Raw genomic sequence first — 16640 nt, 5'->3', positions numbered from 1 at the left:
CTCATTTCTCCAGCCGCAAGAGGCGCTGCGGCAGTCCCGGGGTCTCCACGCGGAAGCTGAACAGGCCGCCGGCCAGCGGTTGCGCCGCCAGTTCTTCGTTCGACAGGCCCTTGCGGGCGGTGGTGGCGTAGACCGTGCGCAGGTCCGCGCCGCCGAAGGCCAGCTTGGTGACGTTGGCGCAAGGGAAGCGTACTTCGCCGACTTTGCGCCCTTGCGCGTCGAAGCGGTCGATGCGCCAGCCGCCGAAGGTGGCGATCCACACGCAGCCTTCCGCATCCACGGCCATGCCGTCCGGATAACCGCCGTCCTGCAATTCCACGAACAGGCGCTTGTTCGACAGGCTGCCGTCCGCCGCCCGGTCGAAGGCATAGGTGCGCTTTTCCAGGGTGTCCGTGTGGTACAGGGTGCGCCCGTCGGGGCTCAGCGCCGGGCCGTTGGTGATGACGTAGCCGTCGTCGTGGCGTTCGGCCTTGCTGCCGTCGAAGCGGTACAGCGCGCCGGTGGGCTGCTCTTCCGCGTCGTCCATCGAGCCGAACCACAGCGCGCCGTCGGCGTCGACGTGGCCGTCGTTGAAGCGGTTGCCCGGTACCTCGGCCTCCACAGCCAGCAGCGGCGCGAATGCGCCGGTCTCTTCATGGAAGCGGTACAGGCCGTCGTCCAGCGAGCAGACCATGCCGCCGTCGTCGGCGCACACGATGAAGCTGACCTGGCCTGGTGCATCCCAGCTCTGCCGGTTTGCGCCGTCGGCGTCGCAGCGGTGGATGCGCCGGCCCTTGATGTCGACGAACCAGACCTGCGCACCGGCGGCGTCCCACAGGACGCCCTCGCCCAGCGTGGCACCCACCTGCCACAGGCAGGCCGGGCTGCTCGCGATGTCGTTCTGGCCGCTCATGCGCCGTACCAGCCCGCGTCGACGAAGTATTCGCGGCCGCTGCAATGGCGCGCGTTGTTCGAGGCCAGGAACAGGGTCAATGCGGCCACGTCCTGCATCTCGACGCGCTCCGGGATGCACTGGCCGGCCAGGATGCGCGCCTCTTCCTCCTCGGTATGCCACAGGGCCTGCTGACGCGGGGTGCGCACCGCGCCCGGCACCACGGTGTTGGCGCGGATGCCGTACTTGCCGACATCGCGCGCCAGCGCGCGGGTCATGCCCTCGATGCCGGCCTTGGCCGTCATGTACAGGTGCAGCTGGGTGTGCGGCAGGTGCCAGGAGATCGAGCCGAAGTTCAGGATCACTCCGTCGCGCCGCGCTTTCATGCCCGGCAGGACAGCCTGGGTGCAGAAGAACTTGTGGCGCAGGTTGACGTTCATGCGGCTTTCCCAGTACTCCGGGGTGACGTCCTCGATCTCGTGGCGGTCGTCATTCGCCGCGTTGTTGAGCAGGATGTCGACGCCGCCGAGCTCTTCCTCGATGGCGGCGAACACGGACTTGAGCTGGTCCAGGTCGGTCAGGTCGCAGCGCATGAACTTCGGCGGGTACTGGGACGCGGCCAGGCTGGCCTCCAGCTGGCGCGACGCCTCTTCGGCGATGTCGAGGAAGACCACGCGCGCGCCCTGCCCGGCGAAAGCCGCTGTCAGCTCGCTGCCGATGCCGCTGCCGCCACCGGTGACGACGACCCGCTTGCCCGCCAGGCTCGGGTAGGACGCGTAAGTAAATTCTTGATTCTTGTTGTCAGACATGAAGTTCTCGTAAGGAGTGGCGTCCTATCGGCCGCCGGCTGCGGCCAGCAGGCCGCGCCGCGCCAGGTTGTTGTAGAGGGCCCGTACGCCGAAGGTCCAGGGTTCGATGCCGTCGCTGCGCTGGACCGTGTTGACCAGCGTGCCGAGCGAGGGCGTGGAGATGCTGACGCGATCTCCGAGGTGGTGGGTGAAGCCTTTGCCCGGCGCGTCGCGGTCCTTGATCGGCGAGAACATGGTGCCGAGGAAGAGCATGAAGCCGTCCGGGTACTGGTGGTGGGCGCCGCAGGTCTGGCCGACCAGGTCGAGCGGGTCGCGGCTGATCTCGCGCATGCGGCTGCGCCCTTCGAGCGTGAAGCCGTCGTCCAGGCCTTCGATCAGCATGCCCACTTCGGCTTCGCGCAGGGTATCGAGCGAGAAGCCGCCGTCGAACAGGCGGATGAAGGGACCGATCGCGCAGGAACCGTTGTTGTCCTTGGCCTTGCCCAGGAGCAGAGCGCTACGGCCCTCAATGTCGCGCAGGTTGACGTCGTTCCCGAGCGTGCCGCCGACCACCAGCCCGCGGCTGTTCACGGCCAGCACGATTTCCGGTTCCGGGTTGTTCCAGTGGGATGCCGGGTGCAGTCCGACCTCCGCACCGTGGCCGACCGCCGACATCGGCTGCGACTTGGTGAACACTTCGGCATACGGCCCGATGCCCACCTCCATGTACTGCGACCACAGGCCGCGGCTGGACAACTCGTCCTTCAGGCGCAGGGCGGCCTCGGAGCCGGGCTCGATCTGCGACAGGTTTGTGCCGATCGAGGCCTGCAGCTGGGCGCGCAGTTCGCCGGCGCGCCCGGGATCGCCCTTGGCCTGCTCTTCGATCACGCGCTCCAGCAGGCTGACCGCGAAGGTCACGCCGCATGCCTTGATCGCCTGCAGGTCGCAGGGGGCGAGCAGCTTGATGCCGCCGTCGGCTTCCCCGCCGCTTGCGGCCTGCACCAGCGCCAGCGCGTCGCCCAGGTCTTCGCCTTCGGCGCCGCGCACGATCGCCAGCATGTCGTCGCGCTCGAACAGCTCGGCCACCGTGGCGGCGTGCTGCGTGATGTCGACCAGGCGGCCGCGGCGTACCGCCACCACGGCGGGGCCGTCCACTGGCGCGCCGCGCCAGACGCGACCGACCAGCAGTGCGTCGTTCAGGTCGGCGGGCAGCAGATTGGTTTCTTGTGTCATGATCTTTCTCTTTTCCTTATGCCACGGTGAGGGTCGCCTTCTTGAGGTCGACGCTGTTCGGTCCCACGAAGATGCTGAACGTGCCCGGTTCGACGACGCGCTTCATGTCGGCGTTGAAGAACCACAGGTCGCTCGGCTTGATGTCGAATTCCAGGGTACGGCTTGCGCCCGGCTCGAGCGTGACGCGCTGGAAGCCCTTCAGCTCCAGCAGCGGCCGGGTCACCGAGCTGACGTCGTCGCGGATATACAGCTGCACGACCTCGTCGCCGCGCAGCTGGCCCATGTTGCGCACGTCCACCTGGACCCGGGTGCTGCCGTTCACGCCGATACGCGCCTGGGTCAGGCGCGGCGCCGAGATCTCGAAACGGGTATACGACAGGCCGTAACCGAACGGGAACAAGGGCGTGGTCACGCCGTCGATATAGCCGCGCCGGGTGCTGGGCTTGCGGTTGTAGTACATCGGCAGCTGGCCCGGGTCGCGCGCGATCGTGACCGGCAGCTTGCCGCCCGGGTTGGCGCGGCCGAACAGCAGGTCGGCCACGGCATGGCCGGTTTCCTGGCCCAGGTACCAGCATTCGAGCAAGGCGTCGGCGCGTTCGGCCAGCAGCTTGGCCGACAGCGGACGGCCGTTCAGCAGCAGCACCACGGTCGGTTTGTTCAACGCAAAGATGGCGCGCGCCAGGTCGTTCTGCTGGCCGAGCAGGTCCAGCGTGATGCGGTCGCCCAGGTGGTGGTCGGCCCAGGCTTCGCGCGCGGTCATCTCGTTGTCGCCCAGGACCATGACGATGGTGTCGGCCGACTTGGCGGCTTCCACGGCATCCTGGATCAGGCGCGCATTGACTTCCGGCTTGGTGAATTCGATCTCGTCCTTGCCCCAGATGCGCTGTTCGGTCAGGCGCACGCCCTCGCGGTAGTCGAACGAGAAGCCCTGGGCGCGCGCTTCCTTCTCCAGCGCCTCGTGGATCGAGACCACGTGGCGCGGGATGTCCGAGTAGCCGCCGATCGGGGTGTCCTTTGCGTGGGTGCCGAGCAGCAGCATCTTGCCGACCCGGTTCGGCTGCAGCGGCAACAGGCCCACGCCTCTCTCGTCTACCTTGTTCTTCAGCAGCACGGCGCTGCGGCGGGCCGCCTCGCGCGCCAGATCGATCGCGTCCGGGGTGGCGGTCAGCGCGTCGGCGCGGGCCGGGTCGGCATACGGGTTCTCGAACAGTCCGGCGTCGAACTTCAGCTTCAGCACGCGGCGCACCGCGTCATCGATTTCCTTGACCGCGATCTTGTTCTCGCGCACCAGCTCCGCCAGGCTCAGGTAGCCCGCCGGATCCGGGGTCTCGACGTCGACACCGGCCTTGACCGCGCGCAGCGCCGCTTCCTTGCCGGTAGCGGCCAGCTTGTGGCGCGAGACCAGTTCGATCACGGCCATGTAGTCGGCCACGGTGGCGCCCTTGAAGCCCCATTCCTTGCGCAGCACGTCGGTCAGCAGCCAGCGGTTGGCGTGCGAAGGCAGGCCATCGATCTCGTTATACGAGGGCATCACGGCCGCGATATTGGTTTCCTTGACGATCTTCTCGAACGGTGGGAAAAAGTCTTCGCGCAGGGTGCGCTCGCCGACATTGGCCGGGCCGATATTGGTGCCGCTCTCGGGCTGGCCGTGGCCGGTCATGTGCTTGAGCGTCGCGTGCACCTTGTCCGCCGCCAGCGGCAGGGTCTCGCCCGAGAAGCCGATCACGGCGGCCTTGCCGATCACGCCGCACAGGTGCGGGTCTTCGCCATATGTTTCCTCGATGCGGCCCCAGCGCGGATCGCGCGCCACGTCGACCACCGGCGCCAGCGCCAGGTTGGCGCCGCGCGCACGCATCTCGCGCGCTGCGACCGAGAAAACTTGCGTCACGAGAAGCGGGTCGAAGCTCGAGGCCAGGCCGATCGCCTGCGGGAAGCAGGTCGCCTCGCGCGCCGTGTAACCATGCAAGGCTTCCTCGTGCATCAGGACCGGAATGCCCAGGCGGGTGCGTTCCACCGCCCATTTCTGCACCGCGTTCACATACTCGGCGGTCTCGCGCGGGCCGCGGTTTTCGGTCGCACCCGAATTGCCGGCCACGTTGGCGTCCCGGCCCAGCAGGCGGTCGGATGGGCGCGCCAGCATGCCCATGCCGTTCGGGTAGGCGGCCTGCGCCTTCTCGATCGAGAAACTGCTGTCCGGATTCTGCACGCCCGGCTTCTTTTGCCACAGGCATTGCATCTGGACGATCTTCTCCTCCAGCGTCATGCGCCGCAGCAGGTCTTCGACCCGCGCATTGACCGGTGCGCCGGCCTGCTTGTACAACGGTACGCCGCCCTGCCCGCCCTTGGGCGCCGCTGCGGCGAGGGCCGGGACGCTGCCCAGGCCTGCCATGCCAGCCACGCTCCCTACCGAGGCCAGGAATTCCCTGCGTTTGATACCCATCGATGTCGTCTCCGCTGCTTGTTGTTATGTCCCGCTCGTGGATGGCGGGTGATTGCACTCAAACATTCGTATCACAGAAATGTTACCGCAACCATTCCAGTCTAAACGGCGGAATTATCAGCTGTCAATCAAATACTTGCTGAATGTTCAGCGAGCGCTACGAAAGGCGATGGGAACCTGGCCGGAGTGGCCTCGGGGCGGGGATGTCGGGGAAGAGAAAGGGTGCCGCAGGCGCGCCGGAACGGCGCGCTGCGAAAACGGGAACGCGTGCGGAAGCAGCCGTGCGCGCTGCTCAGCGCGTTGGCTGGGCGCGGCGCGCACCCGCAGGCGCGGCTTTGGCGCCGGCCTTGACGGACGGCAGCCGCGCCGGCGGCCTGGTACGCGGGGCGGCATCCGACTGGCGGCGCACCAGTTCGAATACCATCGGCACGCGTTCCGGCGGCGCCTCTTCGCCCTCGCGCAGTGCCCGCACGCGCCGCACGAGCGACTGCACGGCCTCGCGCGCCATCTCGGCGATCGGCTGGCGCACGGTGGTCAGCTCGGGCCAGATGGTGGTGGCCAGGGCCGAGTCGTCGAAGCCGGTGACGGTCAGGTCGCCCGGCACGTCCAGGCCCAGGCGGTGCGCAACCGCGACCGCAGCCGCGGCCATGTCGTCGTTGCTGGCGAAGATCGCGGTCGGACGCTCCTCGAGGGCCAGCAGGTGTTCCGCCGCATCCAGGCCGGAGCGGTAGGTGAACATGCCCTGCACCACCAGGTCTTCGGCCTTGTCGGCGCCCTTCTCTTCGATGGCGGCGCGGTAGCCCGCCAGGCGGCGTCCGCTGGCGGTCTGGTTCGGGTGGCCGACGATGAAGCCGATGCGCTGGTGGCCGAGGGCGATCAGGTGGCGCGTCATCTGGTAAGCGGCATCGTAGTCGTCGATGCTGACGGCGCCCACGCGCTCGTCCGGCGAACCGCAGGCGACCACCACGGCCGGGATGTCGGCCTCGGCCACGCAAGCAATCACGGCTTCGCTGTCGCACAGCGGCGGCGGCAGGATGATGCCGTCCAGCCCGTTGCCGATCAGGCGCCGGGTCTGCTCTTCCTCGTGCTGCCCGGCTTCGCACTTCTCGACGAACAGCTGGACGTTGTTCAGGCCGGACTGGCTGAGCAGGCCGACCAGGAATTCGCTGAGGTAGGCGGCGCTCGGGTTACTGTACAGGAATCCGACCCGGATCGGCTTGGAGCCGGCCAGGTTGCGCGCCTCCTGGTTGGGGGTGTAGTTAAGGGCGGCGACCGCCTCGGCGACCTTGCGCCGCGTGCTCTCGCGCACCAGGCCCTTGCCGTTCATGACGCGCGACACCGTCATCGGCGAGACGCCGGCCAGCTTGGCGACATCGGCCATGGTCGGCTGGCCGCGACGCTCCACGTCTTCCTGAATGGCTTTCACGTTGGCTTTACTCATGTTCTCGCAGACCCCTGTATGGACTTTCAACCCTGTTGTTTGCGCTATCTTAACACATTCGCAAACGCGTAAACGTGTCCCTGCCTACGTCAGCATAAAAACCGCAGGTGCTCCGAAATCGATTTCAATCGCGGAAAGTTTGCGCTAACATTCGCGGGCACGATTACAACATGGAGACCCAAACCACATGACGACACGACGCACCATGCTGCAGGCCCTGGCCGGCGCCGCCCTCCTGCCGGCGGGCTTCCCCGCACTGGCAGCCGCCCCCGCAGGCGAGGCCCTCAAAGACATCGCGAAGCGCAAGGGCCTGCGCTTCGGCACCGCGGTAGGCGCCGGCGCGAACCAGTTCGGCAACCCGGCCTACCGCGCCCTGGTCGAACGCCAGTGCAACATCATCGTGGCCGAGAACGAGATGAAGTGGCAGGCACTCGAGCCGGCGCGCGACGCCTACCGCTTCGGGCCGGCCGACGCGATGCTGGCCTGGGCCGAGAAGAGCGGCATGGCGATGCGCGGCCATAACCTGTTCTGGCAGGCCGAGAAATGGCTGCCGGGCTGGATCGCGAAAGAACATTTCGGCAAGGGCAGCGCGCGCGCCGAAGCCCTGATGCGCAAGCACGTCAAGACCGTGTGCGAACACTACGGCAAGCGAATCGGCAGCTGGGACGTGGTCAACGAAGCAGTCGACCATACCGACGGCAAGCTGCGCCAGAACGCCCTGACCCGCGCATTCCCCGGCTCCAGTGGCGCCATCGAGCAGATCGACCTGGCGTTCCGCCTGGCGCAGGAATATGCGCCGCACGCCCAGCTGGTCTACAACGACTACATGCGCGAAGACTCGGGCAGCGCCAAGCACCGCGCCGGCGTGCTGACCATGCTGGCCGAACTGAAGAAGCGCGGCACCCCGGTCCACGCGCTCGGCCTGCAGGCCCACATCGGCTCCTGGGACGAGAGCAAGAAGCGCGGCCGCGAAGACATGCTCGAATGGCGCAAATTCCTGGACGAGGCCACCGCCATGGGCTACGACCTGTTGATCACCGAGTTCGACGTCAACGACCGCGCCCTGCCGGCCGACATCGCCAAGCGCGACGCCGGCGTGGCCGCGGCCGCGCGCGAATTCCTCGACGTGACGCTTTCCTATCCGCGCCTGAAAGACTTCCTGCTGTGGGGCATGGCCGACCACATCAGCTGGTTGCAGACCTGGGACGAGGCGCCGCGCAAGGACAAGCTGCCGCAGCGCCCCCTTCCCTATGACGCGCAGCTGCGCGCCAAGCCGCTGCGCCAGGCGATCGCGGACGCCATGCGGGCCATGCCCGATCGCCAGGCCTGAGGCGGCACTGTCAGCCTGCGCGGCAGAGTGGATCGCGTCATCGTGCGGGGTGTAGTTGTAGTAGACCTTTGGGGAGGATGAATGCCAGTCATCTTCCGGGTATCCATAGCCGCAGCTGCCCGTGCCGCGTATGCGCGTGGAAGGATGTCCGAAGGCTATCCCGGAAAGTTCGTCGACCAGGCAACTGCGGCGATAATGTGAGGTCCGCGTACGACCGACCTTAAGCGGACGTAGCAGCCGTTTCGAAGACGTGCACACGGACTAGCCTACAGTCCGTGATGCTCTTTCCACTCTGAGCTCCGTGCGTAGATCTCAACGTGATGGATCGTTTTACGCCCATGTGTGCGCTTGGAAGCTGGCATTGATGTAGGCAACTCAAGACCTTCCCACTCAGCTGATCGAAGGAACTCGTCATCCGAAGCGTTTCGATCGAGTTTGGCGAGGAGGATGTCCAATCGAGCACAAAGCGGCACTAATTCTTTCTTATCGGCGTGAATTGTCACCGCGCCACCATTATTTGCAGAAGTGACGCCGAGCAGATAATTTAGTGGTTCGATTTCTGTCATTCCAATCCTCGCAAGTCGGTAGCTAACGTCCGCTGTTGGCCGAACTCGGCCATTCCATTTTAATCGTGATCGTCTTGCTTCAAATCATGCTCAGGAGGACGCTATACAGCGGCGGTAAGTCTGGCTCCCGGTGCGAGCCTAGTCAATGCGCCTGGACCGACCCAGTACGCGCGCACTTCCTTGAAATTCCTGCGCAACGTCGAACCGAATATCTTTCATCATCTCGTGAGCGACGGGCGTGTTAGATGCAGTCCCAACATAACCGTTCAAAATAACGTTCTGCGACCGATACCCAACGGGGTAATAACAATCGAATCAGAGTTGGAAAGCTGGTCGATGTGATAGCTCGTCATGCCGGCCGGTTCCTCTACAGGGTCAACGAACACGGTAGCAGCGCTTTTACGATCAAGTAGCCTCCCCGCCCAATTGATGAGTCATCATCGGCAGTGCATATGAGCTAACAAAACCCCTAGGGCAAGGCGCGGCGTCGAAGACAGTACGCCAGTACGGCGACACGATGCAACGCAGCCATAGGGGGAACTGTCAGGCGCTTTAAAACGCTCGAGGAATGCCTTTGAGGGCTTCCTAGGTCGTTAACGAAATTAAAGACACGTACAACGTAGCGAAGGAGAACGCGGTTCCACTTACACTGTTCCCAAAATATTTTCCCGTCGAGAGAGGTAGTCTTACTTAAGGAAATACCATGCCGTAGTGATAAGCAGCGCGGCGACTGTAATCGGGATAGTCAACCCTCGAAAATACGACTCCCCGCCCTCTCGACGCAAATGCTGAACTGAAGTGGCGAGAAAGGCGAAGCCACTGAGAATAACAACGCCGAAAAAAACGTGATCGCTAGCATTGCCAATACCGTCGAAAAGCAATGAGATGTTAATGGCGATATAGATAACGAGAAAATAAACCGTGTAAATAAAAGAGAATACAGGAGTATCCAGGCTACCGTCATTGGCGCTCAAGAAGACGCTCCGTCCGCCATAAAGCGCGGCAGTAACGGCTGCTACGTTTGCGAAATAGTTCTGCAACTTATCAATGCCGACGTCATATATGATCCCGAATGCAACGGGGACTAGCATCCCGATATACAGAACGGTGATTGTTGCATCGACGCAAGAAAGTGTTTTTTTATTATCCATTTAAAGATCTCTGAAAAACCGATTATGAAAACTTGTTTAGCAAGTGACAATCATTGAAGCATATTTCTATCAAAACTGGGCAGTGGACATATACCATATATCATATATCATATACTTGCCAGAATATAACCAAAAGGCAATTTGAGAAGAACTTGTCATTCTTACGCATTTTTCAACCTTCAGGATATTCGCTGTCTGCTTCTGATAACGCACATATTCAAAAGAACTCACTATCCGTTTTTGTTTCGCTGCTGGCAGTCCGGGCTTTACTTGAATTGATGCATGGAGCAAAGCCCATATTCTATGGAACCCGACTCGCAAGGTTAGACGATTCTCTGAGTTCACATGCGGTGAAATCGACCCAGCCAGTCAGGATCTGTTCCCGAACATTAGCTTTGTGCAGTAACCAATCTGTTAATAATGCATCCGGACCGAAGCAACGCAAAACCTCTCTGACCATGCAGCCCCTGCCAGGAAGATTTGCTGGTGGAATATTTGACGATTTCGTCACCAGATTGAACCATTGATTTCAGTCTTAGCCAATGGGCATTCAAGTACCCGAACGGTACATTAGGTATCGGCAGTCCTTCCTTGCGCAACGCCGAAAGCTCATCTATTGATTGCTTCTCAATCTCTTCGATTGTTAGGGGAGATGAGACCTCATCCGTTGATGAAAATGTATCGCATCGATCGCTCAACGGACCTGCCATGGCTACCGTATGCCCAATTATCATCAATAAAGCGATCAGAAATTTCACAAGGACATCTCCATTGAAATTGAATTAGCACTTCTGGCCGAACGCCGCCGATGGACTTAGCAAAGCATCAGCGTAGAAGAAAATCGCAGACTGTTACCGAGGACTGAATCCGCCCACAGAGGAAACCTTGTAATGGACGGGTCGCCAGCAACTTGCGGAATAATTTGTACCCTACCCGCTTGCTCAAGCCGATCAAGACTAATAACGATGATTGCATGGAATACACTTCAACAGCTCGAGGGCAACCCCACAGGCAGATAGAACGTTGAGGCTGATTGACAGTGTTAGCCCGACGACCAACGCAATGAGCGCAAACCAGAGCAGTCCCTTTGTCATGAAGCTCCAATCCTTGAGTTCCTCGAGTCAGCTACATGACAGCGTCATGGTTCGTTCTTGGCAATAGCGCTCGTCTACTCGCTGCACCATTGCTTCTCACATGGGATGCCGTCCTGATTACCATCCATGTTTACGTTGGGACAATGCGCAAGGAAATACTTTGCTTCAGCACAGGATGTCATCTGACTGCAGTACGCCCGGCCGTCACATGTGAAGGTGGAGTGGATCGGAGACCTGATATCGATGTCCCTGGCATCCTGAAACCGAGCTTGTGCGCCAAGCGCGTGTCCCGGTGCGGCGCTGCTGTCACGCGCATCACGGCCGTATTTTTCGTAAGCTTGCCATCCCAAGCTTGCAAGGATCACCAACAAGAGTATTTTTTTCATCTTCGTAAAGCTTGGGCTGAAGCGCATCCGTACTGGCCACACCCGGTAAAGCATAGCTTAAAGTCTCCGAAGAAATCTCACACATTCTCATGCCCTTCGACTCGCTTCTGGTCGAATGAAGACCTTCAGAACGCCACGTTTCTCTAACGAAGAAAATTGGTTTTGTAAGGCTCCCGGTATAAATCACGAAATCCACGTGCGCTTTCGCATATAGACCAGAATGCGACGCACGGCGTCGTACGCGCCGTAGTGCGAGAACTGCCGGCAGCAGCAACGCTACCAGCTAACCGCTGCCGGCAACTGAACATGCTGTAGGGCGAAATACCTAGAGCGCCCGCACCGACTCCCGCACCACCAGGGTTGGTTCCGGCACCTCCAGCTCGAGCGGCTGCTGGCGGATCATCCGCAGGATTGCCCGCCCCAGGCGCTGGCCGACGTCGAACAGCGGCTGGCGCACCGTCGTCAAGGGAGGCGTCGTGTACATCGAGCTGTGCAGATCGTCGAAGCCGACCACGGACACCTCGTCCGGCACCGCGATGCCGCGCCGGAACAGGGCCAGTCGGGCGCCATAGGCGGTCAGGTCGTTGGCCGCGAAGATGGCCGTGAAGCGCTGGCCGGATGCGAGCAGGCGCTCGACCGCCTGCAGGCCGCCGGACTCCGAGAAGTCGCCGGGCAGCACCAGCTTACGCTGCGGCTTGATCCCGTGCTTCGCCAGGGTGTCGCGGTAACCGGCCAGGCGCGCCAGCGCATCGCGGTGCTCGGAGGGACCTGCGATGAAGGCGATGTCGCGGTGGCCGTGTTCCACCAGGTGCTCGACCGCGTCGCAGGCGCCGCGGTAGTTGTCCAGGCAGAAGCCATAGGTGCGCGGGCCCTGCAGGTCGCGTCCGAAGGCGACGATCGGCACCTGCTCGGACAGCGCCAGGATCTGCTCGTCCTTCAGGTTCCCGCTCAGGATCACCAGGCCGTCTACCCGGCGCGCGATCAGGAGCTCGATCCGCTCCGCCTCTTCGTCCGCATGCCAGTGGCCGGACACGATCAGCGGCGCATAACCGGTGCCCTGCAGCGCTTCGTCGACGCCGGCCATGGCGTCGGCAAAATAGCCCGAAGCCAGCGACTGGGTCAGGATGCCGATGGTGCGCGAGCTGCCGGTCTTGAGGTTCTGGGCAAGCACGTTCGGCTTGTAGTTCAGGCGTTCGATCGCCTGTTCGATCGCCTGGCGCTTGTCGTCGGAGACCTTGGCGGTGCCGTTCAGCAGGCGCGACACCGTCGCCGCCGACACCCCGGCCACGCGGGCGACTTCATGGACAGTGGCCGTCGGCTTGTCGGATGCTTTTCTCATGCATGCTTTCGGCCAGAACGGCAGCTCGGGGCCGCGGCCAGGGGTGGAAAATTGCCAGTATAGCATCAGCTACGACGCTACTACCCGCCAAAATGTCGTTGACACCCGCCGCGGCACACGCATATCATGAAATCGATTTCATAATCAGGTTCGCAGTCGCCGCTCAGGCATGGCGCCGGACCTCGCCGCCAACCTCCACATCCATCCGCCATGACCGACTCCACGCAATTCCCTCCCGATTTCACCTGGGGCGTCGCCACCAGCGCCTTCCAGATCGAAGGCGCCGCCGACGCCGACGGAAAAGGTCCCTCGATCTGGGACACTTTCTCGCGCAACCCCGCCAACATCAAGGACGGCAGCAACGGCGACGTCGCCTGCAACCACTACCACCGCTACCGCGAGGACGTCGGCCTGATGGCCGGCCTGGGCGTGGATGCCTATCGCTTCTCGATGGCCTGGGCGCGTGTGCAGCCGGACGGCAAGGGCGCGTGGAACGAAAAGGGCTTCGATTTCTACGCGCGCCTGCTCGATGCGCTGCAGGAAAAAGGCATCGCGCCGCACCTGACCTTGTACCACTGGGACCTGCCGCAAGGCCTGCAGGACGAAGGCGGCTGGCTCGCGCGCGACACTGCCTACCGCTTCGCCGACTATGCGGAGGAAGTGGCGCGCCGTTTCGGCGACCGCCTGGCCAGCATCGCGACCCACAACGAACCCTGGTGCACCGCCAACCTGGGTTACGGCAATGCGCAGTTCGCCCCCGGCGTCACCGACGCCAGGCAGGCGATCCAGGTATCGCACCACCTGCTGCTCTCGCACGGCCTGGCGATGCGCGCGATGCGCTCCTTGAGTCCGCGCGCCGCGCTCGGCATCGTGCTGAACCAGTGGACCTCGGACCCGGCCACCGACAGCGAGGCCGACCGCGCGCTGGCGGAGCTGGAGTGGGCGCGCTCGGTGCAGTGGTTCATGGACCCGATCCTGAAGGGCCGCTACCCGGAACTGGCGCTGCGCGCGCACGGCGCCAACGCCCCGCAGATCGCGGAGGGCGACCTCGACATCATCCAGGGGCCGCTCGACTTCCTGGGCGTGAACTACTACTTCCGCCACTACGCCAGCGCCGAGACGCCGCCGCGCACGGCGCCGGCCGTGCTGGGAACCACCGACATGGGCTGGGAAATCTACCCGCAGGGCCTGACCGAGCTTCTCCTCAAGCTCAAGGATGAATATACTCTGCCACCCATCTACATCACCGAGAACGGCATGGCTTCGGCCGACCGCGTCGAGGCGGGACAGGTGAACGATACCTCCCGGATCCGCTTCGTCGAGCAGCACCTGGCGGCCCTGAAGGCGGCCATGGACGCCGGCGTGGACGTGCGCGGCTATTTCATGTGGAGCCTGATGGACAACTTCGAGTGGAACTCGGGCTACGCCAAGCGCTTCGGCATCTATCACGTCGATTATGCTACGCAGCAGCGCACGCCGAAGGCCAGCGCCCACTGGTACCGCGACTTCGTCGCGGCCCAGCGCGGGCAGCGCCGCGCGGCATGACGCGCACGGCAGGCAAATAAAAAGAAACACGGAGGAGACAATGAACGACGAACATTACCGGGACGGGCCGCGCCTGGTGGCCGACATCGGCGGCACCAACGCACGCTTCGCCCTGGAGCGCGGCCCCGGCGCGATCGAAGCGACCGAGACCCTGGCCTGCGCCGACTACCCGCGCTTCCAGGACGCCGCGCGCGCCTACCTGGAACGCCACCGCACGCCCGCGGCGCCGGTGCGCCATGCGGTGATCGCCATCGCCAACCCGGTCGAAGGCGACCATGTCAAGATGACCAATCACTGCTGGGAGTTCTCGCTGCAGGCGGCGCGCGCCGAACTGGGGCTGGAGACCCTGCTGGCGGTGAACGACTTCGCCGCGCTGGCGATGGCGCTGCCGCAGCTGGCCGCCTCGGAGCTGGTGCAGGTGGGCGGCGGCGCCCCGGCGCTGGACGGCGCGATCGGCTTGGTCGGCGCCGGCACCGGCCTCGGCGTGGCGGGCCTGCTGCCCGCGCATGGACGCTGGACCGTCCTGCAAAGCGAAGGCGGCCACGTGGCCTTTTCGCCCGCCGACCGCCGCGAGCAGGACATCCTGGCCTACTGCTGGCAGCGCTGGGACCACGTCTCGGCCGAACGCCTGGTCTCCGGGCCCGGGCTGGCGCTGATCCACGATGCGCTGCGGGCACGCGCCGGCCTCGAGCCCGCGCCGCTGGAGCCGGCCGTCATCGTCGAACGGGCACTCGATGGCAGCGATCCGCTGTGCGTCGAGACCCTCGACAGCTTCTGCGGCATGCTCGGCACCGTGGCGGCCAACCTCGCCGTGACCTTGTGCGCGCGCGGCGGCATCTACATCGGCGGCGGTGTGGTGCCGCGCCTGGGCGAATGGTTCGCGCGCTCGTCGTTCCGCGCCCGCTTCGAGAACAAGGGGCGCTTCTCGAGCTTTACCGCGCGCATTCCCTGCTTCGTGATCCATGCGCCCTACCCGGCCCTGGCTGGCGCCGCCGCCATGCTGGCGGAACACCTGGATGCGCGACCGGCGGCGCACGCCTTGCCGCAAGCGGCGCTGGAGGTGCAGTATGGGCACGCCTGAGCGCAGCCGCCACCCGCTGCTGTGGGTGCCGAGCGGTTACTTCACGATGGCGCTCGGTTACGTGATGCTCACCAGCGTCACGGCCATCATGTTCAAGAACCTGGGCATGGACAACGGCCGGGCCGCGCAGTATTCCAGCCTCCTGATCCTCGCCTATACGATCAAGCCGCTGTTCGCGCCCTTTGTGGAGATGTACCGCACCAAGAAGTTCTTCGTGCTGTGCGCGCAGGTGGCGATCGGGCTCGGTTTCGCCGGCGTCGGCCTGGCGCTGGGCCTGCCCGGCTACATGGGCATCCTGATGGCGCTGTTCTTCGCGCTGTCCTTCATCGGCGCCACCCAGGACATCGCCAGCGACGGCGTCTACGTCACCTCGCTCGACGCGCGCGCCCAGTCGCTGTATTGCGGCATCCAGAGCCTGTCCTGGAACATCGGCCCGATCGTCGCCGCGGGCGGCATGGTGTTCCTGAGCGGCTACCTGCACACCAATGTGTTCGGCCACGATCCGAAAGTATTCGGTCCCGACTGGGTCGAGTCCTGGCGCATCATCTTCTTCCTGGTCGCCGGCATCACCCTCCTGATGGCGCTGTGGCACGCGCGCGTGATGCCGGAAGGCGCGCGCGCCGCCGACACGCCGTCGAGCGTGCGTGACGCCGGGCGCATTCTGCTGGACGCTTTCGTCACCCTGTTCCAGAAGCGCGATATCTGGAAGATGATCGCCTTTGCCTTCCTGTTCCGGCTCAGCATCGGCTTCCTGGAGAAGATCGGCCCCTTCTTCATGGTCGACCCGGCCTCCAAGGGCGGGCTGGGGCTGTCGAACGAAATGCTGGGGCTGATCTACGGCACCTATGGCCTGGCCGCGGTGCTGCTCGGCTCCCTGCTGGGCGGCTGGTACGTGGCGCGGCGCGGCCTCAAGTCGACCCTGTTCGTGCTGTGCTGTGCGGTGAACATCCCGAACGTGACCTTCCTCCTGATGAGCATCTACCTGCCGAGCAGCCTGATGGCCATCACGGCGGGTGTCGTCATCGAAAAGTTCTTCTTCGGTTTCGGCGCCGTGGGCTTCATGATCTACCTGATGCAGCAGCTCGCGCCGGGCAAGTACACCACCACGCACTACGCCTTCGGCACCGGCCTGATGGGGCTGTGCGGCATGGTGACCGGCGTGGTCAGCGGACACCTGCAGGAGATGATGGGCTACGTCGCTTATTTCACCTTCGTGATGGTGGCGACCATCCCGTCCTTCCTGGCGACCTGGTTCGCGCCCTTCCACCACGACGACGGCAGCCAGCCTGCCGTCGCCGTGCAGGAGGACGGTGTGCCGCCTGCCGGTTCGCCCCACCCCGCCGCCTGAGCGGCGCAGCGGCCGGGCCCGCGCGCC

General features: G+C 63.9%; 14 protein-coding genes. 4 read left to right on the top strand and 10 right to left on the bottom strand.

Going from position 1 to position 16640, the window contains the following annotated elements; all coding sequences use genetic code 11:
• Position 1 precedes the first annotated feature (1 nt).
• The 5 genes from ACK6C6_RS09890 to ACK6C6_RS09870 form a co-directional block, all read right to left on the bottom strand.
• Positions 2-892 carry an SMP-30/gluconolactonase/LRE family protein gene (locus ACK6C6_RS09890; protein ID WP_409267143.1) on the bottom strand — a complete coding sequence of 297 codons (891 nt, stop codon included), beginning with the start codon at positions 890-892 and terminating at the stop codon, positions 2-4.
• A complete protein-coding gene (locus tag ACK6C6_RS09885; protein ID WP_209586475.1) occupies positions 889-1680 on the bottom strand; it encodes an SDR family NAD(P)-dependent oxidoreductase in 792 nt (263 codons plus the stop codon). The genes ACK6C6_RS09890 and ACK6C6_RS09885 overlap by 4 nt, the downstream gene beginning before the upstream one ends.
• 24 nt (positions 1681-1704) lie before the next feature.
• Positions 1705-2892 (bottom strand): fumarylacetoacetate hydrolase family protein, encoded by a 1188-nt coding sequence (locus ACK6C6_RS09880; RefSeq protein WP_409267142.1) that lies wholly within the window; start codon positions 2890-2892, stop codon positions 1705-1707.
• A 16-nt stretch (positions 2893-2908) separates the two neighbouring features.
• Positions 2909-5332, bottom strand: coding sequence for a glycoside hydrolase family 3 N-terminal domain-containing protein (locus ACK6C6_RS09875; protein WP_409267141.1), 2424 nt, complete (start codon positions 5330-5332; stop codon positions 2909-2911).
• A gap of 292 nt (positions 5333-5624) precedes the next feature.
• Positions 5625-6773 carry a LacI family DNA-binding transcriptional regulator gene (locus ACK6C6_RS09870; protein WP_409267140.1) on the bottom strand — a complete coding sequence of 383 codons (1149 nt, stop codon included), beginning with the start codon at positions 6771-6773 and terminating at the stop codon, positions 5625-5627.
• A 187-nt stretch (positions 6774-6960) separates the two neighbouring features.
• On the opposite strand from ACK6C6_RS09870, the gene ACK6C6_RS09865 reads away from it, so the two are divergent.
• The gene (locus ACK6C6_RS09865; protein WP_409267139.1) at positions 6961-8103 is read left to right on the top strand and encodes an endo-1,4-beta-xylanase; all 1143 of its coding nucleotides are present in this window, start codon (positions 6961-6963) and stop codon (positions 8101-8103) included.
• 266 nt (positions 8104-8369) lie between these two features.
• Here the strand turns inward: ACK6C6_RS09865 and ACK6C6_RS09860 are convergent, their stop codons facing one another.
• From ACK6C6_RS09860 to ACK6C6_RS09840, 5 genes are all read right to left on the bottom strand, one after another.
• Positions 8370-8669, bottom strand: a complete 300-nt coding sequence (locus ACK6C6_RS09860; RefSeq protein ID WP_409267138.1) for a hypothetical protein — start codon at positions 8667-8669, stop codon at positions 8370-8372.
• Positions 8670-9355: 686 nt separating this feature from the next.
• Positions 9356-9820: a hypothetical protein gene (locus ACK6C6_RS09855; RefSeq protein ID WP_409267137.1), complete on the bottom strand. Its 465-nt coding sequence runs from the start codon at positions 9818-9820 to the stop codon at positions 9356-9358.
• A gap of 389 nt (positions 9821-10209) precedes the next feature.
• Positions 10210-10578 (bottom strand): hypothetical protein, encoded by a 369-nt coding sequence (locus ACK6C6_RS09850; RefSeq protein ID WP_409267136.1) that lies wholly within the window; start codon positions 10576-10578, stop codon positions 10210-10212.
• A gap of 410 nt (positions 10579-10988) precedes the next feature.
• Complete coding sequence (locus tag ACK6C6_RS09845) at positions 10989-11300, bottom strand: excalibur calcium-binding domain-containing protein (protein WP_409267319.1); 312 nt, start codon at positions 11298-11300, stop codon at positions 10989-10991.
• 325 nt (positions 11301-11625) lie between these two features.
• Positions 11626-12639 (bottom strand): LacI family DNA-binding transcriptional regulator, encoded by a 1014-nt coding sequence (locus tag ACK6C6_RS09840; RefSeq protein ID WP_409267135.1) that lies wholly within the window; start codon positions 12637-12639, stop codon positions 11626-11628.
• A gap of 210 nt (positions 12640-12849) precedes the next feature.
• On the opposite strand from ACK6C6_RS09840, the gene ACK6C6_RS09835 reads away from it, so the two are divergent.
• The 3 genes from ACK6C6_RS09835 to ACK6C6_RS09825 are packed head-to-tail and all read left to right on the top strand — an operon-like array spanning position 12850 to position 16613.
• Positions 12850-14184, top strand: coding sequence for a GH1 family beta-glucosidase (locus ACK6C6_RS09835; protein ID WP_409267134.1), 1335 nt, complete (start codon positions 12850-12852; stop codon positions 14182-14184).
• Positions 14185-14224: 40 nt separating this feature from the next.
• Positions 14225-15265, top strand: a complete 1041-nt coding sequence (locus tag ACK6C6_RS09830; protein WP_409267133.1) for a glucokinase — start codon at positions 14225-14227, stop codon at positions 15263-15265.
• Positions 15252-16613, top strand: coding sequence for an MFS transporter (locus tag ACK6C6_RS09825; RefSeq protein ID WP_409267132.1), 1362 nt, complete (start codon positions 15252-15254; stop codon positions 16611-16613). The genes ACK6C6_RS09830 and ACK6C6_RS09825 overlap by 14 nt, the downstream gene beginning before the upstream one ends.
• Positions 16614-16640 lie beyond the last annotated feature (27 nt).

It is taken from the genome of Massilia sp. BHUDP2, assembly GCF_046236355.1.
GTDB classification, from domain to species: domain Bacteria; phylum Pseudomonadota; class Gammaproteobacteria; order Burkholderiales; family Burkholderiaceae_D; genus Telluria; species Telluria varians.
This window is presented reverse-complemented; position numbering and strand designations above follow the sequence as displayed.